A 25,319-nucleotide genomic window follows, 5' to 3' on the forward strand; every position below is an offset into this window, starting at 1 on the left:
TATTCCTACTCAGGAAGGCACGGCCGCCGTACGTGAGGGACACACGAGAGAGCCGGCTGCTCCTGGTGCTGCTGATCGCCATCGCGTTCGCACTGATCACGGTGGACATCCGCGGCGGTGAGGACTCACCGGTCGACGGTGCCCGCCAGGCCGCCGCGAAGGTCTTCGGCCCGGTGGAGAACGGCGTCTCCGGCGCCGTCGACCCCATCGGCAACGCCGTCGGCGCGGTCCGCGACTCCGGCAACCGGCACGACCGCATCGGCCGGCTCGAACGCGAGAACGCGGCGCTGAAGGCCAAGCTCGGCAGCGACGACCGCAACCGCAGCAAGATCCGCCAGCTCGACACCATGCTGAAGACCGCCGGCGCCGGCCAGTACGGCATCAAGGGCGCCCAGGTCATCGCCATAGGGTCCGCCCAGGGCTTCTCCTGGACCGTCACCATCGACGCGGGCGCGAACGACGGACTCAAGCGCGACATGACCGTGCTGAACGGACAGGGGCTCGTCGGCCGCGTCACCACCGTCGGCCCCGGCACCGCGACGGTGCTGCTCGCCAACGACCCCGACTTCACCGTCGGCACCCGGATGGAGAAGAGCGACGAGCTCGGCTTCACCTCCGGCCAGGGCGACCGCCCGCTCCGCGTCCAGCTGCTCAACGGCAAGGCCAAGGTGAAGAAGGGCGACCGCGTCGTCACCTTCGGCTCCCAGGCCGACAAGCCCTTCGTCCCCGGCGTCCCGGTCGGCACGGTCGTCCGCGTCGACCCCTCCGGCGGCGACCTGACCCGCACGGTCTACGTCCGGCCGTACGTCGGGTTCACCAAGCTCGACATCGTCGGCGTCGTCGTGCAGCCCCCGCGCACCGACCCGCGCGACACGGTGCTGCCGGCCAAGCCCGCCAAGCCCAAGCCGGCCCCGACCGTCACCGTGACCGCCACCCCGTCCGCGCCCGCGGGCGCCGCCGCCGACAACGGCTACGAGCAGTAGTCAGGAGGAGCAAGAACCATGCGCTTCAACCGGATGCTGCTCTCCACCACCCTCGTCGTCGTCGCCCTGGTCATCCAGGTCTGCGTGCTGGCACGACTCCAACTCCCGGGCGCCGTACCGGACCTGCTCCTGCTGACCGTCCTCGGCCTCGCCCTGGTCTACGGGCACGTCGGCGGCGCCCTCGTCGGCTTCGGGGCCGGGCTGCTCGCCGACCTCGCCCCGCCCGCCGACCACGCCGCGGGCCGCTACGCCCTGGTGCTCTGCGTCATCGGCTACCTAGCCGGCCTCGCCAAGCCGGAGAACGGACGGCTGCGTTCGGCCGCGGGCCCCATGCTCGTGGTCGTCGCCGCCGCCGTCGGCACCACCCTGCTCTACGCGGGCGTCGGCGCTCTCGTCGGTGACACCGCCGCCCGCCATGTCGGCCTCGGCGGCCTGCTCTTCACGGCCGCCCTCTACGACCTGCTGCTCGCACCGTTCGTCGTCCCCGGCGTGATGGCGCTGGCCAGACGCGCGGACCACGACCCGCTGGCCGAGAACGCGGGCGGTTCCGCCAAGGCCGCCGACGTCTCCGCCGGATGGCTCTCCACCGGCACCGGCCTGCGCATCGGCAACCAGCGCGGCGGACTGCGCGTGAAGACCGCCAAGGCCCGCGCCGCCCGCGCCGGCCGCATCAAGGGGGTCAAGCGCCTGTGATCCCACGGCGGTCGACGCACAGCTTCCAGGTGTACACGTACTCGTACTCGTACTGAGAGGGGGAGCCCACCACCGTGACCAACATCCCCGAGACGGGCCGGACGCCGCGTGTCCAGATCCGGCTCATCGTCCTGCAGATCCTCGTCCTCTCCCTCCTGCTGACCCTCGGCGGCCGCCTCTGGTACCTCCAGATCCGCAACGGCGACGAGTACGCCAAGGAAGCCTCCGGCAATCACGTGCAGCAGGTCGTCACCCCTGCCGTGCGCGGCTCGATCCTGGACGCCCGCGGCGTGCCCATCGCGGACAACGAGACCCGCCTCGTCGTCTCCGCCTCCCGCACCGACCTCATGAAGATGAAGGACGACGGCGAGGGCGTCCTCACCAAGCTCGCCGGCGTCCTCGGGATGAAGCCCAAGGACGTCGAGGAGAAGGTCCGGCTCTGCGACGCCAAGACGCCGCAGCCCTGCTGGAACGGCTCGCCGTACCAGCCCATCCCGATCACCGACGAGGCCACGCCCCGCCAGGCGCTGCAGATCCGCGAGCGCGGCGAGGACTTCCCCGGCATCACCGCCGAACCGACCGCCGTGCGCCGCTACGCGGGCCCCGGCGGCTCCAACACCGCGCAGGTCCTCGGCTACCTCTCCCCGGTCACCGACGACGAGATCAAGAAGGCCGAGAACACCGACTCGCCCTACCTCCGCTCCGACCAGGTCGGCCGCTCCGGCCTGGAGCGCACGTACGACAAGGAGTTGCGCGGCAAGGCCGGCGTCACCCGCTACGAGGTCGACAACCTCGGCCGTGTCATCGGCCGCGCCGAGAGCGACAAGGCCGAGTCGGGAGCGAACGTCGTCACGTCGATAGACGCACGCGTGCAGTCCGTCGCCGAGTACGAGCTGAACGAGGCGATGAAGGCGGCCCGCAAGGAGCACGACAAGAACACCGGAACCAACTACAAGGCCGACTCCGGCGCCGTCGTCGTCCTGGAGGCCAAGACCGGCCGCGTCGTCGCCATGGCCTCCAACCCGGCCTACGACCCGAACGCCTGGGTCGGCGGCATCTCCGGCAAGGACTACGCCGAACTCACCGGCAAGAAGTCGAACTACCCGCTGCTCAACCGGGCGATCCAGGGCCAGGCGGCCCCGGGCTCGATCTTCAAGGTCGTCTCCACCTCGGCCGCGGTCAAGGCGGGCTACGACTTCAACGGCCACTACCCCTGCACCAGCTCGTACTCCATCGGCGGCCAGGTCTTCAAGAACTTCGAGTCGGAGAACTACGGCCCGATCAGCCTGGGCCGCGCCCTGGAGGTCTCCTGCGACACCGTCTTCTACGGGCTCGCCCACAACGAGTGGAAGAAGGACGGCGGCCTCAAGGGCAACAAGGACACCCAGGACTGGTTCTACAAGACGGCCCACGAGTTCGGTCTCGGCAAGGAGACCGGCATCGACCTGCCCAACGAGGTCACCGGCCGGGTCCCCGACCGCCAGTGGAAGCAGCGGTTCTGGAAGGCCAACAAGGACTCCTGGTGCAAGACGGGCAAGAAGGGCGGCGACTACGTCCAGCAGCTCAACTACGAGAACTGCCTCGAAGGCAACCTCATGCGCGCCGGTGACGCCGTCAACTACTCCATCGGCCAGGGCGACACCCTCGTCACGCCGATCCAGATGGCGTCGATCTACGCGGCGATCTCCAACGGCGGCACACTGCACGCGCCCGAGGTCGGCAAGGCCGTCATCAGCGCCGACGGCAAGCACATCTCCGAGATCGAGCCGAAGACCAACGGCAAACTGCCGATGAGCCACCGAACCCGCGACCAGATAGACCAGGCACTGGCGGGAGTGGCGACCCGCGGAACGGCCGCCTGGCGCTTCCAGAACTGGCCGCAGAAGCAGATCCCGATGCACGCCAAGACCGGTACGGCCGAGGTCTACGGCAAGCAGACGACGTCCTGGTTCGCGACGTACACCAAGGACTACTCGATCGTCATGACGATCTCCCAGGGCGGTACGGGCTCCGGCGCCTCGGGCCCGGCCGTCCGCAAGATCTACGACGCGATCTACGGGCTCGACAGCAACGGCAAGCAGAACCTGAAGAAGGCGCTGCTGCCCGAGCCGGAGAAGGGGCTGCCGAAGATCGGCGGCGACGGTTCGATCGACGCTCCGGAGATCAAGCCGTACGAGCCGCAGAAGGAAGTGCCACCCGGACAGGAGCTGGCGGCCGGGCTGCCCGGCTCCGCCTACAGCAGGAGGGACTGACCCCCGATGGCCGGCACCAACGGCTTCTCCGTCTCGGGGTACGGTCCCGAGCGCTCCACCCTCTCCCGGCTCCTGGCCCGCGACTCGATGATGCGCCGGCTCGACTGGCCGATACTCCTGTCGGCGCTCGCGCTCTCGCTGATCGGCACCGCGCTGGTCTACTCCGCCACCAGGAACCGCACCGAGCTGAACCAGGGCGACCCGTACTACTTCCTCCTCCGGCACCTGCTGAACACCGGCATCGGCCTGGGACTGATGGTGGGGACGATCTGGCTCGGCCACCGGACCCTGCGCACGGCGGTCCCGATCCTGTACGGGATCTCCGTCGTCCTGGTGCTGCTCGTGCTCACCCCGCTCGGCGCGACGGTCAACGGGGCGCACGCCTGGATCATCGTCGGCGGCGGCTTCTCCCTCCAGCCCTCCGAGTTCGTGAAGATCACGATCATCCTGGGCATGGCGATGCTGCTCTCGGCCCGCGTCGACGCGGGCGACCGCGACCATCCCGACCACCGGACGGTCCTCCAGGCCCTCGGACTCGCCGCCCTCCCGATGGCGGTCGTCATGCTGATGCCGGACCTCGGCTCCGTCATGGTCATGGTGATGATCGTGCTCGGCGTGCTGCTCTCCTCGGGCGCCTCCAACCGGTGGGTGCTCGGCCTGATCGGCGTCGGCGCGGCCGGAGCCGTGGCGGTGTGGAAGCTCGGGGTGCTCGACGACTACCAGATCGCCCGGTTCGCGGCGTTCGCCAACCCCGCGCTCGACCCCGCGGGCGTCGGCTACAACACCAACCAGGCACGCATCGCGATCGGCTCCGGCGGACTGTCCGGCGCGGGCCTCTTCCACGGCTCGCAGACCACCGGCCAGTTCGTGCCCGAGCAGCAGACCGACTTCGTCTTCACCGTGGCCGGCGAGGAGCTGGGATTCGTGGGCGCCGGCGCGATCATCCTGCTGCTCGGCGTCGTGCTCTGGCGGGCCTGCCGGATCGCCCGGGAGACGACGGAGCTGTACGGCACGGTCGTCGCCGCCGGGATCATCGCCTGGTTCGCGTTCCAGGCGTTCGAGAACATCGGGATGACCCTCGGGATCATGCCGGTGGCGGGGCTCCCGCTGCCGTTCGTCTCGTACGGAGGATCGTCGATGTTCGCCGTATGGGTGGCCGTGGGCCTGTTGCAGTCGATCCGGGTGCAGCGGCCGATGTCGGCGTAGGCGGTTCGGCGGGTCCCGGGTGGGCCCGTGCCTTCGTGGGCCTTCGCGCCGTAGGAGTGCGGGTGCTCCGGCGAGTGCCGCCTCCGTCCGGGTTGCTCGCGCAGTTCCCCGCGCCCCTGGCGGGGCGGCCCGCGCCGCCCCCCTTTCGGTGATCAGATGTGACGTCTAGATTCAACTCATGGCGGAGACCAAGCGCGAGATCGAGCGGAAGTACGACGCCCCGGCCGGCCCCTTCAGCCTGCCCGGCCTGACCAAGGTCCCCGGAGTGTCGGACGTCGTCGCCGGAGGCGTCGTGGAACTCGACGCCGTCTACTACGACACGGCGGACCAGCGGCTCGCCGCCCACCACATCACCCTGCGGCGGCGGACCGGCGGCGCCGACGCCGGCTGGCACCTCAAACTCCCGGTCGCCCTCGCCGCGGGCGTCCGGGACGAGGTGCACGCCCCGCTCTCCGACGACGTGCCGCACACGCTCACCGCCCTGGTGCGCTCCCGGGCCCGCGAGGCCCCGCTGGTGCCCGTGGTGCGGCTGCGCACGACCCGCGACGTGACCCACCTGACCGACGCCGACGGCACGCTCCTCGCCGAGGTCTGCGTGGACCTCGTACGGGCCGAACGGGTCGGCACCGACGCGACCGCCACCTGGACCGAGATCGAGGTGGAACTGGCCGACGGCGGCGACCCCGCCTTCCTCGCCAAGGTCGATAAACGGCTGCGCAAGGCCGGCGTCGAGCCCGCCGCCGCCACCTCCAAACTGGGCCGCGCCCTGGACGAGACCGGCGCCCGGGCGCCCGACGGGCCCCGCGCCGGAAAACCCGTCACCGCCGGGGACCACGTCCTGGCCCGGCTGCGCGAGCAGCACGACGCCCTGGTCGCCCTCGACCCTGCGGTCCGCCGCGACCTGCCGGACGCCGTGCACAAGATGCGGGTCGCCACCCGGCGGCTGCGCAGCGCCTTCAAGACGTACAAGAAGATCCTCGACCCGGCGGTCACCGGACCGGTCGGCGAAGAACTGAAGTGGCTCGCCGCGGAGCTGGGCGTCGACCGGGACCGCGAGGTGCTGACCGAGCGGCTCACCGAGCGGATCGACGCGCTGCCGCGCACGCTGCTCCTCGGACCCGTCCGCGGGCGGCTGCGGATCTGGGCCGTTGCCCGTCGCATCGGCTCACGCCGGCACTCCGTCGCCGTGCTCGACGGCCGGCGCTACCTGCTCCTCCTGGAGGCTTTGGACGCGCTGCTCGCCGCGCCGCCGCTGCTCCCCGCCGCCGGACGGCCCGCCGCGGCGGCGCTGGCCAAGGCGGCCCGCAAGGACCACGCCCGCCTCGCCGCCCGGATCGAGCGGGCCCTGGCCATCGCGCCGGGCACCGAGCGCGACCACGCCCTGCACGACGCCCGCAAGGCCGCCAAGCGCGCCCGGTACGCGGGGGAGACGGCAGTGCCCGCGGTGGGCAAGAAGGCGGCGAAGTTCGCCAAGCGGGTGAAGAAGGTGCAGTCGCTCCTCGGCGACCACCAGGACTCCGTCGTCGCCCGGGAGGCGCTGCGGGACCTGGCGATCCAGGCGCACGCCGCAGGCGAGACCGCGTTCGCCTGGGGTCTGCTGTACGGGCAGGAGCAGGCGGCGGGGGCCGACGGGGAGCGCCGGCTGCCGCAGGTGTGGGAGCGCGCGGCGAAGCACCGGCTCCCGGCGGGTTAGCCTTGAGGGTCACCCTGTCAGCTCACAAAGGTCCACGGTTATGCCTGCCGAAGCCGCCGCCGCGGCACCCGAAGTGGTCGAGTCTGTCTTTCCGCAGCTCGAAGCGCTGCTCCCGCATGTGCAGAAGCCGATCCAGTACGTCGGCGGAGAGCTCAACTCCACGGTCAAGCCGTGGGAGACCTCCGACGTCCGCTGGGCGCTGATGTACCCGGACGCCTACGAAGTCGGTCTGCCCAACCAGGGCGTCATGATCCTCTACGAGGTGCTGAACGAACGCGAGGGCGTCCTCGCCGAGCGCACGTACAGCGTCTGGCCGGACCTGGAAGCGCTGATGCGCGAGCACAAGGTCCCGCAGTTCACGGTCGACTCGCACCGCCCGGTCAAGGCGTTCGACGTCTTCGGCCTGAGCTTCTCCACCGAGCTCGGCTACACGAACATGCTGACCGCCCTCGACCTGGCCGGCATCCCGCTGGAGTCCAAGGACCGCACGCTGGACGACCCGATCGTCCTCGCGGGCGGGCACGCGGCGTTCAACCCGGAGCCGATCGCCGACTTCATCGACGCGGCGGTCATCGGCGACGGCGAGCAGGCCGTCCTCGACATGACCGAAATCATCCGCGCCTGGAAGGCCGAGGGCCGCCCCGGCGGCCGCGAGGAGGTGCTCTTCCGCCTCGCGAGGACGGGCAACATCTACGTCCCCGCCTTCTACGACGTGGAGTACCTGCCCGACGGCCGCATCGGCCGCGTCGTGCCGAACCGGTCGGGCGTGCCGTGGCGGGTCTCCAAGCACACCGTCATGGACCTCGACGAGTGGCCGTACCCGAAGCAGCCGCTCGTGCCGCTGGCCGAGACGGTGCACGAGCGGATGTCCGTCGAGATCTTCCGAGGCTGCACCCGCGGCTGCCGTTTCTGCCAGGCCGGCATGATCACGCGCCCCGTGCGGGAGCGAAGCATCACCGGCATCGGCGAGATGGTCGAGAAGGGGCTGAAGGCCACCGGCTTCGAGGAGGTCGGCCTGCTCTCGCTCTCCTCCGCCGACCACACCGAGATCGGCGACATCGCCAAGGGCCTCGCCGACCGGTACGAGGAGGACAAGATCGGCCTGTCCCTCCCGTCGACCCGGGTGGACGCCTTCAACGTCGACCTCGCCAACGAGCTGACCCGCAACGGCCGCCGCTCCGGCCTCACCTTCGCCCCCGAGGGCGGCAGTGAGCGCATGCGCAAGGTCATCAACAAGATGGTCTCGGAAGAGGACCTCATCCGGACCGTCGCCACCGCGTACGGCAACGGCTGGCGTCAGGTGAAGCTGTACTTCATGTGCGGCCTGCCGACGGAGACGGACGACGACGTCCTGCAGATCGCCGACATGGCGACGAGCGTGATCCAGAAGGGCCGCGAGGTCTCCGGCGCCAACGACATCCGCTGCACGGTGTCGATCGGCGGGTTCGTGCCCAAGCCGCACACCCCGTTCCAGTGGGCGCCCCAGCTCTCCGCCGAGGAGACGGACGCCCGGCTCACCAAGCTGCGCGACAAGATCCGCGGCGACAAGAAGTACGGCCGCTCCATCGGCTTCCGCTACCACGACGGCAAGCCCGGCATCGTCGAGGGCCTGCTCTCCCGCGGCGACCGCCGCATCGGCTCCGTCATCCGCGCCGTCTACGAGGACGGCGGCCGGTTCGACGGCTGGCGCGAGCACTTCAGCTACGACCGCTGGATGGCCTGCGCCGCCAAGACGCTGCCCGCCTTCGGGGTGGACGTCGACTGGTACACCACGCGTGAGCGCACGTACGAGGAGGTCCTGCCCTGGGACCACCTGGACTCCGGTCTCGACAAGGACTGGCTCTGGGAGGACTGGCAGGACTCGCTCGACGAGACCGAGGTCGAGGACTGCCGCTGGACGCCTTGCTTCGACTGCGGCGTCTGCCCGGCGATGGACACCAGCATCCAGGTGGGCCCGACCGGCAAGAAGCTGCTGCCGCTGACGGTCAAGAATCCCGCGGGGGCCGCGCCGCACACGCACTGAGCGTACGGACAGCGAGGGGCGGCCGGTCCATCGACCGGTCGCCCCTTCTCCGTACCCCGCGGGGTACGCGCGGCGCTTACTTGCTCACGGCGAACCGCATCAGGGCGATCTCGTCACCCTGCTTGATCTTGCCCGTCGTGTTGATGACCTCCAGCTTCCAGCTGCCGCCGGGGGCGCGGACCGCCTTGGCCACCGCGCAGCCGTTGTCCGCGCTGAGCATGCTGGGCCAGATGTCGGCGACCTGCTGGCTGCTGCCGCCGGTGGCGTCGTACACCTTGATGCTGACGTTGCGCGCCTTCTGGAACGAGCTGCCCTTCTTGAACGCGGCCGCGACGAAGATGATCGCCGTGATGTTCTGCGGGATCCGCGCGAACTCGACCGTGACCGTCTCGTCGTCCCCCTCGCCCTTGCCGGTCTGGTTGTCCCCGGAGTGCACCAGCGAACCGTTGCCCAGCGGGTCCAGCGAGTCGAGGCCGGCCAGGCGGACCGGGTCCGCGCCCTGCATGGCGATGGCGATCAGGTCGAGGTCCGTGCCCTGCTTGCGGCGCAGGGTGCCGAGGACGCCGCCGCTGCTCCCGGAGGTGGGGTCCCAGGAGACCCCGATGGACAGGTGCGTGACTCCGTCCAGGTCGGCCGGGCCGTCTTCCTTCGTCAGCGTGATCATGCGGGGTGCCCCTCGTGGTCGGTGGTTACTGCGCAAAGTGTGCCTATACGAGGGGTCCAACGTCCATGTGCTCCACGGAGTGCCCGGAACCTGCATCCACGGCGCCGTTCTCACCGTCCTGACATGCATGGACCTGGAGAAGCATCCCGAGCCCGAGGGCTGTCTCGTCGTCGCGATCCGGCTGCCGGTGCGCATCGTCGCACTCGTCCTCGTGCTGCCCGTCCGGCTCACGTGGGACGCGCTCACCGTCACCGCCCGCGTGCTCCACGACCGCGTTCTCGTGCCCCTGGTGCGGGTGCTGGTCGTCGTGCCTGCGCGCTGGCTGTACGCGTGCGTGCTGGTGCCGCTCGGCGCGGCCCTTGCCTGGCTCGTCCGAGTGCTCGTCGTCGTCCCCGCGTGCTGGCTGTACACGTGGGTGCTGACGCCGCTGGGGCGGGGGATCGCCTGGGTGGGGCGGGGAGTCGGGGTGGCGTTGCGGTGGTTGGGTGCGGCGGTGTTCGTGTGGCCGTGGGTGGCGCTGTGGCGGTACGGGGTGGTGCCCCTGGCTGTCGCGCTCACCTGGCTCGGGCGGGTGCTCCTCGTCGTCCCGTGCGCCTGGGTGTACGCCGCGCTGCTCACTCCCCTCGGGCACGCCCTCGCCTGGACGGCCCGCACCCTGGCGCGTGGCCTCGGGACACTCCTGAGGTGGATCCTCGTGGTGCCCGCGCTGGCCCTGTGGCGCCATGTCCTGGCCCCCGTCGGCCGGCTCCTCGGCGTCCTCGCCCGCGAGACCGGCGCGGCCCTCGGCCACGCCTGGCGCGTCGCCGGACACGTCTCGCTCGCGGTAGGACGCTTCCTCGGCCGGCTCCTGAGGTGGCTGCTCCTCGACCCCCTGCGCTGGACGTACCGCACCGTGCTCACCCCGCTCGGGCACGTCGTACGCGACCAGGTGTGGCGCCCCGCGGCCCGGCTCGCCCGCGAGGTCCGCGCCAGTGTCCGCCAGGCCCGCGCCGATGTCCGCCGCGCCCTGTCCGGGGCTCCGCGCCCGTCCGAGAGCCTGCCGGAACCGCAGGTCAGGGGCGGGTGGGAACCGAAAGCCGCGCACACACGTAGTCTGGGTGACAGCACGACCGTACTCACGAAGGACTAGGACACTGGGCAAGCGACAGCCCGTAGGCCCGCCGCCCGCACCCGCGGTGCAGCGCATCCGACTGCGTTACACCAAGCGCGGCCGCCTCCGGTTCACCAGCCACCGAGACTTCCAGCGCGCCTTCGAGCGTGCGCTGCGCCGCGCCGAGGTGCCCATGGCGTACTCGGCGGGGTTCACGCCGCATCCGAAGGTGTCGTACGCCAATGCCGCACCCACCGGCACGGGCAGTGAGGCCGAGTACCTGGAGATCGCGCTCACCGCGCCGCGCGACCCCGGCACGCTCAAGGATCTGCTCGACGAGTCGATGCCGATCGGCCTCGACATCGTCGACGCCGTCGAGGCCCGCACCCCGGGCCTGGCCGACCGGCTCGCCGCCTCCGTGTGGGAGCTGCGGCTGGACGGCGTGAGCGTCGACGAGGCCGCGCGCGCCGCCGAGGCGTTCCGCGCCGCGGAGAGCGTCGAGGTCCAGCGCCGGACGAAGAACGGCATCCGTACGTTCGACGCCCGCGCGGCCGTGGCCGCTCTGGAAGCCGTCGATGCGCCGGTCGATAGGCCCGGCGACAAGGCCTGTGCGATACTGCGCCTGGTTGTTCGGCACGTGACGCCTGCCGTACGACCCGACGACGTCCTGTCCGGTCTCCGCGCCGTGGCTGACCTGGCGCCGCCGGTCCCCGCAGCGGTGACCAGGCTGGCGCAGGGGCCTTTCGATGAAGAGACCGGCACGGTGACCGACCCGCTCGCGCCCGACCGCGAGGCAGTCCAGGCCCTCCGCACGGAGGCCGCGGGATCTGCCGCCGCGACGGCGTCTGCCGTGGAAGGTTCCGCGTAAGGCGGTCGTCGTAGCGCCGCCCTCGTACTCGGGAGCCACCTGGGTCGGGCAGCGCACCCACCCAAGGACTTTCGCCAGGCCGTACGTACCTCGCGTACCGGAACCGGCGAGAACAGACAGAGAGCCCCCGTGTGGCGCCCGCGCCCCGGACCGGCGGCACCGCGCGCAGGACGCGCGAGCCGCAGGCGTCACCGGTCATCCGGATGAGGCGCGGCGCCCGGGGGCCTGACGGGAGACACACCCGCATGCCCGAGCAGACCGAACCGAACGACCCCACCGCCGCCGTGGGCGACACGCCGAGCGACACCCTGCCCCCGCGCCGCCGGCGCCGGGCCGCGTCGCGCCCCGCGGGCCCGCCCGCCGGCCAGACCGCCGCGGAGACCGCGCCGGCCACGCAGGCAGCCGCGCCCGCCGAGCCCGACGCCGCCGACGACACCGAGGCGACCGCCTCCGCGCCGGCCGCCGAGGCCCCGGCACAGGACGCCGCGCCGGCCGCCCGCCCGCGCCGTCGCGCCACCCGCCGCGCCTCCGCCCCCGCAGGCGCCCCCGCCCAGGACGAGGCCGCGCAGCCCGCCGCCGAGACCGCGCCCCCGGCCCCCGCCGAGGAGCAGCCGGCGCCCGCCGCCGAGGAGGCGGCCCCGCGCCGCTCCCGCCGCCGCGCCACCCGCGCCGTCGCCGCCCCGGAGGAGGCCGAGCAGGCCGCCGAGAGTGCCCCGGCACCGGCCGCCGCGCCCGAGCCGGCCGCAGAGCCGCAGGCCGCGCCGGAGGCCGACGAGGCCCCCGCGCCGCGCCGTCGCCGCCGCGCCACCCGTACCGTCTCCGCACCCGAGGCCGCCCCCGCCGAGGCCCCCGCGGCCGAGGAGCCGCAGGCCGCCGCCGCGCCGGAGCCCGCCGCCGAGGAGCCGGCCGCCGCCGAGGAGCCGGCCGAGGAGGCCGCCCCGCGCCGCAACCGCCGCCGCGCCACCCGCGCCGTCGCCGCCCCCGAGACCCCGGCGGCCGCGGCGCAGCCGGCCGGGGCCCCGGCCGAGGAGAGCCCCGCCGAGGCCCAGCCCGAGCAGGCCGACCCCACCGACGCCGAGCCGCGCCGTCGCCGCCGCGCCACCCGTAAGGCCGCGGGCGGCTTCGCCGAGCCGAAGGCCCAGCGGTCCGCCACCCGGGCCGGCCGGTCCGAGGAGGGCGCGGGCCGCCCGAAGCGGCCGTCCGTCGCCGTGTTCCAGGCGCCGGTCTTCACCGAGCCGATGTTCCAGACGCCGGAGCGCGCCGCCGCCGCTGCCGCGGCCGAGGCCGCCGAGGAGCAGCCCGCCGCCGAGGCCGAGCCGGTCACCGCGCCCGCCGCCGTGGCCGAGGAGGAGCAGACCCCGCGCCGTCGCCGCCGCAAGCGTGCCGGTGACGAGCAGCCCGCCGCCGAGCAGCCGGCCGTGACCCAGCCGCCCGCCGAGGTGGCGGACGCGCTGGAGGCCGAGGCCGAGGAGGCCGCCGACCAGGACGACGCGGCCGAGCACGGCGACGACCACGACGAGAACGGGGACCGTCCCTCCCGGCGCCGCCGCCGCGGTGGCCGCCGCCGGCGCCGCGGTGAGTCGGCCGACGCCGACTCCGAGCACGAGCAGGGCGCGTCCGACGACGACCCGGAGCAGAGCGCCGAGGGCGACACGGACGACGCCGACGACACGGATGACGCCGACGATGCCGGTGACGCCGGCGACACGGACGCCGCCGACGAGCGCGACGAGCGCGACGACAGCGCTTCCGGGTCGAGCAGCAGCCGCCGTCGCCGGCGCCGCCGGCGCCGCGCCGGTGACGCGGCCCCGGAGAGCGAGCAGAACGGGCCCGACGACCCGGAGCGTACGGTCGTCAAGGTCCGTGAGCCGCGCAAGAAGGACACCTTCGTCGAGCGTGAGCGCTCGTCGACCTCCTCGGACGAGGTGCAGTCCATCAAGGGCTCCACGCGTCTGGAGGCCAAGAAGCAGCGCCGCCGCGAGGGCCGCGAGCAGGGCCGCCGCCGGGTGCCGATCATCACCGAGGCCGAGTTCCTGGCGCGCCGCGAGGCCGTCGAGCGCGTGATGGTCGTCCGCCAGAACGGCGAGCGCACCCAGATCGGCGTGCTCGAGGACGACATCCTCGTCGAGCACTACGTCAACAAGGAGCAGTCCACCTCGTACGTCGGCAACGTCTACCTGGGCAAGGTCCAGAACGTGCTGCCGTCCATGGAGGCCGCCTTCATCGACATCGGCAAGGGCCGCAACGCGGTGCTGTACGCCGGTGAGGTCAACTTCGAGGCGCTCGGCATGGCCAACGGGCCGCGCCGCATCGAGACCGCCCTCAAGTCCGGCCAGTCCGTGCTCGTCCAGGTCACCAAGGACCCGATCGGCCACAAGGGCGCCCGCCTGACCAGCCAGATCTCGCTGCCCGGCCGCTACCTGGTCTACGTGCCCGAGGGCTCGATGACCGGCATCAGCCGCAAGCTGCCCGACACCGAGCGCGCGCGCCTGAAGACCATCCTCAAGAAGATCGTCCCCGAGGACGCGGGCGTCATCGTGCGCACCGCCGCCGAGGGCGCGAGCGAGGACGAGCTGCGCCGCGACGTCGAGCGGCTCCAGGGGCAGTGGGAGGAGATCCAGAAGAAGTCCAAGCAGCTCTCGACGTCGTCGCCGAGCCTGCTCTACGGCGAGCCGGACATGACCGTCCGCGTCGTGCGCGACATCTTCAACGAGGACTTCTCCAAGGTCATCGTCAGCGGTGACGAGGCGTGGCAGACCATCCACGGCTACGTCAACCACGTGGCGCCCGACCTGGCCGACCGCCTGACGCGGTGGACCAGCGAGGTCGACGTCTTCGCGACGTACCGGATCGACGAGCAGCTCGCCAAGGCGCTCGACCGCAAGGTGTGGCTGCCCTCGGGTGGCTCCCTGGTGATCGACAAGACCGAGGCCATGGTCGTCATCGACGTCAACACCGGCAAGTTCACCGGCCAGGGCGGCAATCTCGAAGAGACCGTGACGAAGAACAACCTCGAAGCGGCCGAGGAGATCGTGCGTCAGCTGCGCCTGCGGGACCTCGGCGGCATCGTCGTCATCGACTTCATCGACATGGTCCTGGAGTCCAACCGGGACCTGGTCCTGCGGCGGATGCTCGAGTGCCTGGGCCGGGACCGCACCAAGCACCAGGTCGCCGAGGTGACCTCGCTGGGTCTGGTCCAGATGACGCGCAAGCGCGTCGGCCAGGGCCTGCTGGAGTCCTTCTCCGAGACCTGCGTGCACTGCAACGGCCGCGGCGTCATCGTCCACATGGAGCAGCCCGCGTCGAACGGCGGCGGCAAGCGCAAGAAGCGCCGCGGCGGCAATGGCGCGGACCACCACGACCACGAGGCGCACAGCGAGCACGCCGAGACCGACGCCGAGGCCCACGCCGAGTCCGAGGCGGAGGTCGCCGCGGAGGCGGCCGTCCCCGCGGCGCTGCCCGAGCCCGACTTCAGCGCGGACGAGGAGCTGTACTCCAGCGCGGCCGAGGCGGAGGCCGCGGCGAGCCGCGGCGGCCGGTCGCGCCGCCGCGCCACGCGCCGCTCCTCGGCCCCCACGGGTGCGCCGAAGGAGCCGGTGTCGCAGGCCCCGGCGTCCGCCCCGGCCCCCGAGCCGGAGCCGGTCGTCGAGACGCAGGCCCCGGCGGAGCCCGAGCCCGCGCAGCCCGCGCAGCCCGCACAGGAGGAGGCTCCCGCGCCGCGTGCGCGGCGCCGTGCCACCCGCAAGGCCAGCGCGCCCGCCGGCTCCCCGAAGGCGTCCTCCGCGGACGCCGCCGAGGTGACGGTGGCCGAGCCGGTCAAGGCCGAGGAGCCGGCGCCGGCCGTGGCCGAGGCGCCGAAGCAGGAGACGGAGCCGGCCGAGCCGGCGGCTCCGGCCCGTCCGCGCCGCCGTGCCGTGCGCAAGGCGACGGCGCCCACCGCCTCCGAGGAGGCGGCCGTCCTGGTCGTCCCGTCGGCCACGGTGGAGGCCCCCGAGGCCGGGACCGGCGCGGACGCCGAGGAGGCGCAGGCCGAGGAGGCGCCCGCCGCCAAGAAGGCCGCCCGTAAGACGGCCAAGAAGGCGACGGCGAAGAAGGCCGCTACCAAGAAGACCGCGGTCAAGAAGACGGCCGCGAAGAAGACGACGGCCAAGAAGGCGGCGAAGGCGCCCGCCAAGAAGGCGGCCGCGAAGAAGACCTCGGCGGCGGAGCAGCAGTCGCCGTCGTCCGTCTCCGCCGCGGCCGACGAGGCCTGAGGCACCCGCCCGGGCGACCGGGCCGGGCGACGCCCCCGCACAGCAGCACGCTGTGCGGGGGCGTCGTCGTCCCCGCCCCCGCGCCGGGCGGACTCGCAGGAGCGTTCGATCCCCCCGCCTCTTGGAGCCCGTCCCGCCGCCTGCGAAACTCAGGTGATCGGACGAGAGACGGCACGGACGCGCGTGGGGGAGACCCGCGGCTGTGCCCGGGGAGGGGTTGTGATGGTGCGTGTGCGCCTGACGGGCAGGGGACGGCACCGCGCCGCGCGGCGGGTCACGGGTGGACGCCGGGCGGTGGCGCTGGCCACCGTGGTCTCGGCGGCCGGGTTGCAGGCCGGGCTCTCCGCGGGCTCCGCGGCCGCCGCCGACGTGCCGGTCTGGACCGAGGGCCCCCTCTTCAACGACCCGCTGGGCACCACCGCGCGGCAGTACGCGATCCGTACGCGCCTGGTCGAGCTGACGAACGCGGCGCTGCCCGGCTCGACCATCAAGGTCGCCGTCTACCACGTGTGGGAGACCACCGTCTCGGACGCGCTGGTGGCCGCCAGGAACCGCGGCGTGAACGTGCAGATCGTCCTCGACTCCTCCAGTGTCAAGGACCGCCCCACGAACCCGGTGTACGCGCAGCTGAAGACGGCCCTGGGCACCAGCACGACGAGCCCCTCGTTCGTGACGCTGTGCCCCGCCGACAAGTCCTGTCTGGGCGATCCCGTCTTCGGCAAGTCGATCATGCACAACAAGTTCTGGCTCTTCTCCGCCGTCCAGGGCGCCACGAACGTCGTCGTGCAGACCACCTCGAACTCGACGCCTTCCGCCAGCACCAGGTTCTTCAACGACGCGCTTCAGCTGCCGAACAACCGGGTCCTGTACGGCGCCTACGCGGACTACTTCGACGACCTGGCCGCCAAGCAGTGGAAGTCCTGGGACTACCGCACGGTCAGCAACGGCCACTACAAGGCGTACTTCTTCCCCCGGGCCGGCACGACCAACTCCACGGACACGCTGTACTCGGTGCTGAACAACGTCTCCTGCACCTACAAGGACGCCGCCGGGGTGAAGCGCAGCACGGTCGTGCGCGCCGCGATCTTCCAGATCACCCGGCAGGCCATCGCCGACAAACTGGTCGCACTGAAGAAGGCGGGCTGCACGGTCAGCATCGAGTACGCCTCCGCCGACGCCGGCACCTGGAAGTCGATGCACGCCACGGGCGCCCCGCCCGCGCGCTGCTACAACGACGACCGGGATCCGCTGCACCCGGGCACCAAGCTCGCGACGCCGTTCATCATCCACACCAAGTACGTGGCGATCGACGGCTGGTACGACGGCGCCCGCAACAAGATCACCTTCACCGGCTCGCAGAACGCCTCCGGCCCGGCGCTGCGCGAGAACGACGAGGCGTACGTCAAGATCGACGACGACTCCGTGCACGACACCTACCGCACCCACTTCACCCAGGTGTGGAACGTCGCGTACCCGGGGGTGAAGGACAACACGAACCTGTGCAAGGGCGTCAAGGTCCTGCCGCAGGACGGTGAGGTCAGGACGGCGTGAACCGTCCGGGCGGGGGTCGGTTTGACCCTGCTCGGGGCTGACCCGTAATCTTGACCGTCGGCGTGTCCATCGATACGCCGCACTCCCGTAAACCTTCTTCCTCCGGGCAGGTCCGTCCAGGCCGCCGGGAGAGGCCGCCTCGCGCGGCTGGACTGCGGGGGTCCCGTTCCGAGCGAAAGAGAGTTCCGCGTGTACGCCATCGTGCGCAGCGGTGGTCGCCAGCACAAGGTTGCTGTCGATGACATCGTTGAGGTTGACAAGCTTCCCACCGCCAAGGTCGGCGACACCGTAGAGCTCTCTACGCTGCTCGTGGTCGACGGCGACGCCGTGACGAGCGACCCGTGGGTCCTCGCCGGCATCAAGGTCCAGGCCGAGGTCGTGGACCACCACAAGGGCGCGAAGATCGACATCCTTCGCTACAAGAACAAGACCGGTTACCGCCGTCGTCAGGGCCACCGCCAGCAGTACACGGCGATCAAGGTCACTGAGATCCCCGCGGCTGCGAAGTAAGGGTAGGGACTGAGACATGGCACACAAGAAGGGCGCATCGTCCACTCGGAACGGGCGCGACTCCAATGCTCAGCGGCTCGGCGTGAAGCGCTTCGGCGGCCAGACCGTCAACGCCGGTGAGATCCTGGTCCGCCAGCGCGGCACCCACTTCCACCCGGGCAACGGTGTGGGTCGTGGCAAGGACGACACGCTGTTCGCGCTCGACGCCGGCGCGGTGGAGTTCGGTACCCACCGTGGCCGCAAGGTCGTGAACATCGTTCCGGTCGCCGCCTGACGGGCGTAGCCGACCAGTTCTTTTTCGCGAGGCGGACCTCACTTCCCCCTGGGGAAGCGGGTCCGCCTTTCGCGTGTTGCCCATGAATGCAGCACGCTGTAGTAACTCACGCTCGTTTCTGGAGGCACTGACCAATGACCACCTTCGTGGACCGCGTCGAACTGCATGTCGCCGCGGGTAGCGGGGGCCACGGCTGTGCCTCCGTCCACCGGGAGAAGTTCAAGCCGCTCGGCGGCCCGGACGGCGGCAACGGCGGCCGGGGCGGCGACGTCATCCTGGTCGTCGACCAGTCGGTGACCACGCTGCTCGACTACCACCACTCCCCGCACCGTAAGGCCACCGCGGGCAAGCCCGGCGAGGGCGGCAACCGCTCCGGCAAGGACGGCGAGGACCTGGTCCTGCCCGTCCCCGACGGCACGGTCGTCCTCGACAAGCAGGGCAACGTGCTGGCGGACCTCGTCGGCCAGGGCACCACCTTCATCGCCGCCCAGGGCGGCCGCGGCGGCCTCGGCAACGCGGCCCTCGCCTCGGCCCGCCGCAAGGCCCCCGGCTTCGCGCTGCTCGGCATCCCCGGCGACCTGCGCGACGTCGTCCTGGAGCTGAAGACGGTCGCCGACGTCGCCCTGGTGGGCTACCCGAGCGCCGGCAAGTCCTCGCTCATCTCGGTGCTCTCGGCCGCCAAGCCGAAGATCGCCGACTACCCCTTCACGACGCTGGTCCCCAACCTCGGCGTCGTCACGGCCGGTGCGACCGTCTACACGATCGCCGACGTGCCCGGCCTGATCCCCGGCGCCAGCCAGGGCAAGGGGCTCGGCCTGGAGTTCCTGCGCCACGTCGAGCGCTGCTCGGTCCTGGTGCACGTGCTCGACACGGCGACCCTGGAGTCCGACCGCGACCCCGTCTCCGACCTCGACACCATCGAGGCCGAGCTGCGGGAGTACGGCGCCGGCCTGGAGACCCGGCCGCGCCTGGTCGTCCTGAACAAGATCGACGTGCCCGACGGCCAGGACCTCGCCGAGATGGTCCGCCCCGACCTGGAGGCGCGCGGCTACCGCGTCTTCGAGGTGTCGGCCGTCGCGCACAAGGGCCTCAAGGAACTCTCGTTCGCGCTGGCCGACCTGGTGGGCACCGCCCGCGCCGCGAAGCCGAAGGAGGAGGCGACCCGCATCGTCATCCGTCCCAAGGCCGTGGACGACTCCGGCTTCACCGTGGTCCGCGAGGACGTCGACGGCGAGCCGCTGTACCGGGTGCGCGGCGAGAAGCCGGAGCGCTGGGTGCGCCAGACCGACTTCAACAACGACGAGGCCGTCGGTTACCTCGCCGACCGGCTCAGCCGCCTCGGCGTCGAGGACCAGCTGATGAAGGCGGGCGCCCGCAACGGCGACGGCGTCGCCATCGGCCCCGAGGAGAACGCGGTCGTCTTCGACTGGGAGCCCACCATGATGGCGGGCGCCGAGATGCTCGGCCGCCGCGGTGAGGACCACCGCATGGAGGCGCCGCGCCCGGCCGCCCAGCGCCGCCGCGACCGGCAGGCGGAGCGGGACGAGGCGGACCGCGAGTACGACGACTTCAAGCCCTTCTAGGGCCGGAAGCGGTCGGTACGTACACAGCGCAAGGGCCCGGGAGGAACTTCTCCCGGGCCCTTGCGCTGTTCTCGTGCGCCCGCGCTACGCGGTGACGGCGTCCTCCGACTCCGGAGCCGCCTCCGCGGCCTGCGCGTCGGCGACCTGCTCCTCCACGGAGTCCTCACGCTGCGCGGGGATCTCCGCGTCGCCGCGCGCGGCCATCCGCACCCGGCGCTCGTCGGCCCGGGCGCACAGGGCGCGCACGGCCGCGTTGAAGCGGTCGATGGAGGGCGGGTCCGAGGGGCCCAGGAGGTGCTCCTTGAGCTCCAGACGCGCCTCGGCGTACGCATCCTCGCTCTCGCCGCGTACGGTCGCGAGAAGGCCGGGTACGCCCTGCGCGTCGGGTTCCAGAATGGTCGCCGCGCCCACCGTGGGGAAGCCGGTGCGGAAATCCGCCTCGGTGAGCCCGGTGGTGTTGGCCACGGCGTACGGCTTCTCGCTGGCCAGCCAGTCGGAGACGACAGAGGAGACGTCGGAGACGAGCACGTCGGCCTGGTTGAAGCAGGCGAAGATCGCCGGGCGGGCCTCGGTGACGATCCGGTGCTCCCACTGCGGGAACGAGGCCCAGTAGGCCTCCTCCCACGCCGCCGTCGCCGCGGCCACGGCCGCCTGCCGGCCGCCGTCGGGGCGGCCCTGCAGCATCATCTTCTCCATCTCGTCGGCGCTGGTGCGGAACGACGTGGAGGTCAGCCGGTCGAGCGCCTCGGTGCGGCGGGCCAGCTCGGCGGCGGCCTCGGGGCCCGGCCGCTCGCCCGAGCGGCGGGTGTTCGCCTCGCGGATCATCGCCATGATGCGCTCGTTGGCGGCGCCCGCGGCGGGGACCTGCGAACCGGTCATCGGATGGGGCTTGTAGATCAGCCGCACCCGGTCGTCGGCGAGCAGGTGCCGCACGATGTTCTCGCCGGCCAGGATCACGGAGGTGTTGCCGGGATTGCCGTCCCAGCCCTCCCACGTGGGGGCGTACAGGACGGTGGTGAAGGCGCCCGCGGCCGGGCCGGAGGCGACCTGGATGGGGGCGAGCTGCGGGCGGCCCACCTCGACGACGTCCTTGTCCTCGACGCCGACGTCGGCCAGCTGGTAGCGGTCGCGGGCCGCCGGGCCCGCCACCCACACCTCGTCGTAGGCCTTGGCGTACGGGTTGCAGGAGGAGAGCTTGTCGGACTCGCCGTGGTTGATGAAAGCGTGCTTGAGGGTCGGGATGCGCAGCACCTGCGAGGTCTTCGCCGCGTTCGCCGGGTGGAGCATCATCTTCAGCGTCGAGTTCTCCAGCGAGAACATCGAGGCGACCTTAGGGAAGCAGATGATCGGGACGTCGGTGGCGTCGATCTTGTTCACCATGAAGCGCTCACGGAGCACGATGAGCGGCTTGCCGTCCGTGTCGGCGAGCGTGGAGAGCCACATGTTCGCCTGGTACGCGGAGGTCGTGCCGCCCGAGAAGTACATGGCGACGGTCGGCTTGTACCGCGCCAGCCACTGGTCGAGCCAGGCCAGGACCTTCGCCTCGTTCACCGCCCGCTTCTTGGGCAGCAGCCAGGTGGCCAGGTACAGCATGCCGCCGCCGAACAGGACGATCGAGACGCCGATGCCGATGACGCCCCAGTAGGCGTCGGTCGTGGCGGCCGTCAGCAGCAGGCCCGCCGTCGCGGGGAGCGAGAAGGCGAGCAGGCGGTGGCTGGAGCGGCGGGCCAGGATGCGTGGGGGGGCCGCCGACAGGCGCAGGGCGGAGGCGTCGATGTTCCGGGTGAGGATCGGCAGCGTACGGGTGCGGCGCACCAGGACGGCGGCGGCCTGGCAGCCAAAGTGCAGCACGTACACCCCCAGGAGCGCGAAGAGCAGCGGTGCCTGCTCGCCCAGCGGATCGATGCCGTCGATGCGCAGCAGGCCGACGAAGATCAGCATGTCGCGCAGCAGCTGCCGCACGGTGACGTCGAAACGCACCTTGGCCAGAAGGGTCAGCAGCCCCGGCTGCTTGTACTGCAGGTAGGTGTCGAGGGCGATGCCGGCCGCGCTCGCGGCGACGAACAGCGGGACGTACGGCAAGGACGCGCTGACGAGCTGCGCCACATAGAGCGCGAACATCGCGAGCAGCGCTGAGAGCTGCACGACGCGGCGCGGGGCAAGTCCGGCGGAGGGCACGGGCTGGGCTCCTGGCAGGAATAGGGGGGAGGGGGTGCGACCGTGGGGGGTTGGTCCACCTCGTTGAAAAGGCTGACCACTGACCGTATGACTTCGAGAGGTCCCCAAGCAATCCTCCGTGACGGCAATCACCCGAAAAAGGGGCAAAGGGCATGGAACCCTGCGGACCACTCTCCCGTCCGGGGTCCGGCGCCCCCGTCCTGTCCGCTCCGCGAAACCCCCGCGCCCCCGCGCCGGCCCGTCCCGTAGATTGCGGGGCATGTCAGGGGCAACACGTGCGGCACGGCAGGGCGTGGCGGAAGCGCGCCGGATCGTGGTCAAGGTCGGATCGTCATCGCTCACCACGGCCGCGGGAGGGCTGGACGCGGACCGCGTCGACGCCCTCGTGGACGTCCTCGCCAAGCACCGTGGCGGGGACAAGAAGGAGATCGTCCTCGTCTCCTCCGGTGCCATCGCCGCCGGACTCGCCCCGCTCGGCCTGACCCGCCGCCCCAAGGACCTCGCCCGCCAGCAGGCCGCGGCCAGCGTGGGGCAGGGGCTGCTCGTGGCGCGGTACACCGCCTCCTTCGCCCGCTACGGCGTCCGCGTCGGCCAGATCCTGCTCACCAGCGACGACATGGCGCGCCGCGCCCACCACCGCAACGCCTCGCGCACCCTCGACCAGCTGCTGTCCATGGGCGCCCTGCCGGTCGTCAACGAGAACGACACCGTCGCCACCGACGAGATCCGCTTCGGGGACAACGACCGGCTCGCCGCCCTCGTGGCCCACCTCGTCCACGCGGACCTGCTCGTCCTCCTCTCCGACGTCGACGGCCTCTACGACGGCGATCCCGCGCTGCCCGGCTCCGCCCGCATCGCCGAGGTGCGCGGCCCCGCCGACATCGCCCACGTCAGGATCGGCAGCGCCGGCAAGGCCGGGGTCGGCACCGGCGGCATGGTCACCAAGGTCGAGGCCGCGTCGATCGCCGCGGCGGCCGGCATCCCCGTCGTCCTCACCAGCGCCAGCCACGCCTCCGACGCCCTCGCCGCCCGCGACACCGGCACGTACTTCCACCGCACCGGCCGGCGCAGCGCCGACCGGCTGCTCTGGCTCCAGCACGCCTCCACCCCGCAGGGCTCCCTCACCCTGGACGACGGCGCCGTGCGGGCCGTGGTGGAGCGGCGCACCTCGCTGCTGCCGGCAGGGATCGCCGCCGTCGCGGGCGAGTTCAGCGCCGGGGACCCGGTCGAACTGCGCGATGTCAGCGGCCGGGCCGTCGCCCGGGGCCTGGTCAACTTCGACGCCAAGGAGATCCCGCAGCTGATCGGGCGCTCCACCCGCGAACTCGCCCGCGACCTCGGCCCCGCCTACGAACGAGAGGTCGTACACAGGGACGATCTGGTCCTTCTCCGCGCCTGATCCGCGTCCATCCGCCTTCGAAACAGTTGTGGAAACGGCCGAAAGCCTGCCACCAGCGGGGGACCTTCGGGAAAACCACCCCATGACGTCTCGTGTCCTGCTCAACTCTTGATGCAGACAGTTCACGCAGGAGTCCCAGCGGTCCAGGCCGGACAGTTCCGCACGACCATTGCGCAAAGGAGGCCGTCGTGAGACGAGCGCGCCCGGGGGCGACGTCCCGAGGGCCGGCGGAGCGGGCACTGACCAGCGTGGCCGCCGGGGACGCGTACACGCAGGAGACCGCGGGCGACCCCGGGCCGGACGGCGGCGGGGAGATGGCCGAAGAAGGCCCCCGGCTGTGGCACATCACGCTCAGCGTCTCCGGCGCCGAGGCCCCCCTCGCCGAGGTCCGCCGCGGCCTCGAACAGCTCGCCCACGACCACCCCTTCCTGCTGACCAGCCGCTACGCCGTCGACCACGCCGAGATCCGCTACTGGGAAGAGGCCCGCGACCTGCACGACGCGGCCGCCGTCGCGCTGCGCCTGTGGGGCGAGCACCGCCAGACGTCGCAGTTGCCGCCCTGGGAGATCGTCGGCCTGGAGGTCATCGACCGGCAGACCTACCACCACCGCGTCGCGGAGGGGTACGGCCCGCTTCCCGCCACACCCGTCGGCGTGCACCCCTTCTAGCGAAGCGCCGGCCGTTCCCCGAGGCCGCGAGCGCGCGCCCGCGCCAAACGGCCCCCCGGCGCCCACCGGCGCCATTTCGGCCATGTCTCACCTCCCGGAACGCGGGCTGGACGCTCCGCCTCCCCCGATACGCTGCGGGGCATGACGTCGCCTTCCCTCAACCCGTACGACGCGATGACCCCGGTCACCCGGGCCGCCTACCGCGCCCGCGCCGCCGCCAACGACCTCGCTCCGCTGCCGCGCGCGCAGAAGGACGACGCGCTGGCGGCGATCGCCGACGCCCTGGAGGTGCGCACCGCCGAGATCGTCGAGGCCAACGCCGAGGACATCGCCCGTGCCCGCCGGGCCGGCACCGGCGAGTCGATCGTCGACCGGCTGACCCTGACCCCCGAGCGGGTCCGCGCCATCGCCTCCGACGTCCGCGACGTCATCGCCCTGCCCGACCCCGTCGGCGAGGTCGTCCGCGGCAGCACCCTGCCCAACGGCATCGACCTGCGCCAGGTCCGCGTCCCGCTCGGCGTCGTCGGCATCATCTACGAGGCCCGCCCGAACGTGACGGTCGACGCCGCCGCCCTCTGCCTCAAGTCGGGCAACGCGGTCCTGCTGCGCGGCAGCTCCTCCGCCCACGCCTCCAACACCGCCCTCGTGCGCGTGCTCCGCGACGCCGTCGGCGGCAGCGGACTGCCCGCCGACGCGGTCCAGCTCGTGCCCGGCGAGAGCCGCGACTCCGTCACCGAACTGATGCGCGCCCGCGGCCTCGTCGACGTCCTCATCCCGCGCGGCGGCGCCTCCCTCATCAAGAACGTCGTGGAGAACTCGATCGTCCCCGTGATCGAGACCGGCACCGGCAACTGCCACGTGTACGTCGACGCCCACACGGACCTCGACATGGCCGTCGACATCCTCGTCAACTCCAAGGCCCAGCGCCCCTCCGTCTGCAACGCCGCCGAGACGCTCCTCGTCCACCAGGACATCGCCGACGCGTTCGTGCCGCGCGCCCTGGACGCCCTCGCCGAGGCCGGCGTCACCGTCCACGCGGACCCCCGGATCCTCGCCTACGCGGACGGCTCCAAGGCCACCGTCGTCGAGGTGACCCACGACGACTGGGAGACCGAGTACCTCTCGTACGACATCGCGGCCGCCGTCGTCGACAGCCTGGACAGCGCCGTCGAGCACATCCGCCTGTGGTCCTCCGGCCACACCGAGGCCATCGTCACCACCTCGCAGCAGGCCGCCCGCCGCTTCACCCAGCTGGTGGACTCCACGACCGTCGCGGTCAACGCCTCGACCCGGTTCACCGACGGCGGCCAGTTCGGCTTCGGCGCCGAGATCGGCATTTCCACGCAGAAGCTGCACGCCCGCGGCCCCATGGGCCTGCCGGAGCTGACGAGCACCAAGTACATCGTCACCGGCGACGGGCACACCCGTTAA

At 72.1% G+C, this 25,319-nt stretch carries 18 protein-coding genes; 16 read left to right on the forward strand and 2 right to left on the reverse strand.

Features of this window, described 5'->3' with window-relative positions:
• Nucleotides 1-32: 32 nt before the first annotated feature.
• The 6 genes from mreC (at nucleotide 33) to ABZY33_RS21245 (ending at nucleotide 8,850) form a co-directional block, all read left to right on the forward strand.
• Nucleotides 33-983 (forward strand): rod shape-determining protein MreC, encoded by a 951-nt coding sequence (gene mreC / locus ABZY33_RS21220; RefSeq protein WP_356493167.1) that lies wholly within the window; start codon nucleotides 33-35, stop codon nucleotides 981-983.
• Between the two features lie 18 nt (nucleotides 984-1,001).
• Entirely contained in the window at nucleotides 1,002-1,676 is a 675-nt protein-coding gene (gene mreD, locus ABZY33_RS21225; RefSeq protein ID WP_356493168.1) for a rod shape-determining protein MreD, read from the forward strand.
• A gap of 74 nt (nucleotides 1,677-1,750) precedes the next feature.
• Complete coding sequence (gene mrdA, locus ABZY33_RS21230) at nucleotides 1,751-3,928, forward strand: penicillin-binding protein 2 (protein WP_356493169.1); 2,178 nt, start codon at nucleotides 1,751-1,753, stop codon at nucleotides 3,926-3,928.
• A gap of 6 nt (nucleotides 3,929-3,934) precedes the next feature.
• On the forward strand, nucleotides 3,935-5,134 hold the full coding sequence (rodA, locus tag ABZY33_RS21235; protein WP_356493170.1) for a rod shape-determining protein RodA: 1,200 nt from the start codon (nucleotides 3,935-3,937) through the stop codon (nucleotides 5,132-5,134).
• Between the two features lie 178 nt (nucleotides 5,135-5,312).
• Nucleotides 5,313-6,827 (forward strand): CYTH and CHAD domain-containing protein, encoded by a 1,515-nt coding sequence (locus ABZY33_RS21240; RefSeq protein WP_356493171.1) that lies wholly within the window; start codon nucleotides 5,313-5,315, stop codon nucleotides 6,825-6,827.
• A 40-nt stretch (nucleotides 6,828-6,867) separates the two neighbouring features.
• Nucleotides 6,868-8,850, forward strand: a complete 1,983-nt coding sequence (locus tag ABZY33_RS21245; protein ID WP_356493172.1) for a TIGR03960 family B12-binding radical SAM protein — start codon at nucleotides 6,868-6,870, stop codon at nucleotides 8,848-8,850.
• 76 nt (nucleotides 8,851-8,926) lie between these two features.
• On the opposite strand, the gene ABZY33_RS21250 is transcribed toward ABZY33_RS21245, so the two are convergent.
• Nucleotides 8,927-9,514, reverse strand: coding sequence for a TerD family protein (locus ABZY33_RS21250; RefSeq protein WP_356493173.1), 588 nt, complete (start codon nucleotides 9,512-9,514; stop codon nucleotides 8,927-8,929).
• 127 nt (nucleotides 9,515-9,641) lie between these two features.
• Here ABZY33_RS21250 and ABZY33_RS21255 point away from each other — a divergent pair, with 127 nt between their 5' ends.
• The 7 genes from ABZY33_RS21255 to obgE all read left to right on the forward strand — a co-directional run bounded on the left by ABZY33_RS21255 (nucleotide 9,642) and on the right by obgE (nucleotide 19,643).
• Nucleotides 9,642-10,643 carry a hypothetical protein gene (locus ABZY33_RS21255; RefSeq protein WP_356493174.1) on the forward strand — a complete coding sequence of 334 codons (1,002 nt, stop codon included), beginning with the start codon at nucleotides 9,642-9,644 and terminating at the stop codon, nucleotides 10,641-10,643.
• A gap of 46 nt (nucleotides 10,644-10,689) precedes the next feature.
• Entirely contained in the window at nucleotides 10,690-11,472 is a 783-nt protein-coding gene (locus ABZY33_RS21260) for a TIGR03936 family radical SAM-associated protein (RefSeq protein WP_356493175.1), read from the forward strand.
• A 245-nt stretch (nucleotides 11,473-11,717) separates the two neighbouring features.
• Nucleotides 11,718-15,725 (forward strand): Rne/Rng family ribonuclease, encoded by a 4,008-nt coding sequence (locus ABZY33_RS21265; protein ID WP_356493176.1) that lies wholly within the window; start codon nucleotides 11,718-11,720, stop codon nucleotides 15,723-15,725.
• 222 nt (nucleotides 15,726-15,947) lie between these two features.
• Nucleotides 15,948-17,276 carry a phospholipase D-like domain-containing protein gene (locus ABZY33_RS21270; RefSeq protein WP_356493177.1) on the forward strand — a complete coding sequence of 443 codons (1,329 nt, stop codon included), beginning with the start codon at nucleotides 15,948-15,950 and terminating at the stop codon, nucleotides 17,274-17,276.
• Nucleotides 17,277-17,465: 189 nt separating this feature from the next.
• The gene (gene rplU / locus ABZY33_RS21275; RefSeq protein WP_324772180.1) at nucleotides 17,466-17,786 is read left to right on the forward strand and encodes a 50S ribosomal protein L21; all 321 of its coding nucleotides are present in this window, start codon (nucleotides 17,466-17,468) and stop codon (nucleotides 17,784-17,786) included.
• A gap of 16 nt (nucleotides 17,787-17,802) precedes the next feature.
• Nucleotides 17,803-18,060, forward strand: coding sequence for a 50S ribosomal protein L27 (gene rpmA, locus ABZY33_RS21280; protein ID WP_026245994.1), 258 nt, complete (start codon nucleotides 17,803-17,805; stop codon nucleotides 18,058-18,060).
• A gap of 134 nt (nucleotides 18,061-18,194) precedes the next feature.
• Entirely contained in the window at nucleotides 18,195-19,643 is a 1,449-nt protein-coding gene (obgE, locus tag ABZY33_RS21285; RefSeq protein ID WP_356493178.1) for a GTPase ObgE, read from the forward strand.
• Nucleotides 19,644-19,727: 84 nt separating this feature from the next.
• Here the strand turns inward: obgE and ABZY33_RS21290 are convergent, their stop codons facing one another.
• Nucleotides 19,728-21,821 (reverse strand): hypothetical protein, encoded by a 2,094-nt coding sequence (locus ABZY33_RS21290; protein ID WP_356493179.1) that lies wholly within the window; start codon nucleotides 21,819-21,821, stop codon nucleotides 19,728-19,730.
• 259 nt (nucleotides 21,822-22,080) lie between these two features.
• Between ABZY33_RS21290 and proB the strand changes: the two genes are divergently transcribed.
• From proB to ABZY33_RS21305, 3 genes are all read left to right on the forward strand, one after another.
• Nucleotides 22,081-23,220: a glutamate 5-kinase gene (gene proB, locus ABZY33_RS21295; RefSeq protein WP_356493180.1), complete on the forward strand. Its 1,140-nt coding sequence runs from the start codon at nucleotides 22,081-22,083 to the stop codon at nucleotides 23,218-23,220.
• 188 nt (nucleotides 23,221-23,408) lie between these two features.
• The gene (locus ABZY33_RS21300; RefSeq protein ID WP_356493181.1) at nucleotides 23,409-23,888 is read left to right on the forward strand and encodes a hypothetical protein; all 480 of its coding nucleotides are present in this window, start codon (nucleotides 23,409-23,411) and stop codon (nucleotides 23,886-23,888) included.
• Nucleotides 23,889-24,029: 141 nt separating this feature from the next.
• Nucleotides 24,030-25,319, forward strand: a complete 1,290-nt coding sequence (locus ABZY33_RS21305; RefSeq protein WP_356493182.1) for a glutamate-5-semialdehyde dehydrogenase — start codon at nucleotides 24,030-24,032, stop codon at nucleotides 25,317-25,319.

The sequence above is a fragment of the Streptomyces sp. NPDC006552 genome (genome assembly GCF_040611655.1).
GTDB lineage: Bacteria > Actinomycetota > Actinomycetes > Streptomycetales > Streptomycetaceae > Streptomyces.

Excerpts from the sequence above, each read along its gene's own strand:
- mreD (WP_356493168.1), top strand. The coding sequence starts at position 1,002 with ATGCGCTTCAACCGGATGCTGCTCTCCACCACCCTCGTCGTCGTCGCC.
- rodA (WP_356493170.1), top strand. The coding sequence starts at position 3,935 with ATGGCCGGCACCAACGGCTTCTCCGTCTCGGGGTACGGTCCCGAGCGC.
- ABZY33_RS21240 (WP_356493171.1), top strand. The coding sequence starts at position 5,313 with ATGGCGGAGACCAAGCGCGAGATCGAGCGGAAGTACGACGCCCCGGCC.
- ABZY33_RS21245 (WP_356493172.1), top strand. The coding sequence starts at position 6,868 with ATGCCTGCCGAAGCCGCCGCCGCGGCACCCGAAGTGGTCGAGTCTGTC.
- ABZY33_RS21250 (WP_356493173.1), bottom strand. The coding sequence starts at position 9,514 with ATGATCACGCTGACGAAGGAAGACGGCCCGGCCGACCTGGACGGAGTC.
- ABZY33_RS21255 (WP_356493174.1), top strand. The coding sequence starts at position 9,642 with ATGGACCTGGAGAAGCATCCCGAGCCCGAGGGCTGTCTCGTCGTCGCG.
- ABZY33_RS21265 (WP_356493176.1), top strand. The coding sequence starts at position 11,718 with ATGCCCGAGCAGACCGAACCGAACGACCCCACCGCCGCCGTGGGCGAC.
- ABZY33_RS21270 (WP_356493177.1), top strand. The coding sequence starts at position 15,948 with ATGGTGCGTGTGCGCCTGACGGGCAGGGGACGGCACCGCGCCGCGCGG.
- rpmA (WP_026245994.1), top strand. The coding sequence starts at position 17,803 with ATGGCACACAAGAAGGGCGCATCGTCCACTCGGAACGGGCGCGACTCC.
- obgE (WP_356493178.1), top strand. The coding sequence starts at position 18,195 with ATGACCACCTTCGTGGACCGCGTCGAACTGCATGTCGCCGCGGGTAGC.
- proB (WP_356493180.1), top strand. The coding sequence starts at position 22,081 with ATGTCAGGGGCAACACGTGCGGCACGGCAGGGCGTGGCGGAAGCGCGC.
- ABZY33_RS21305 (WP_356493182.1), top strand. The coding sequence starts at position 24,030 with ATGACGTCGCCTTCCCTCAACCCGTACGACGCGATGACCCCGGTCACC.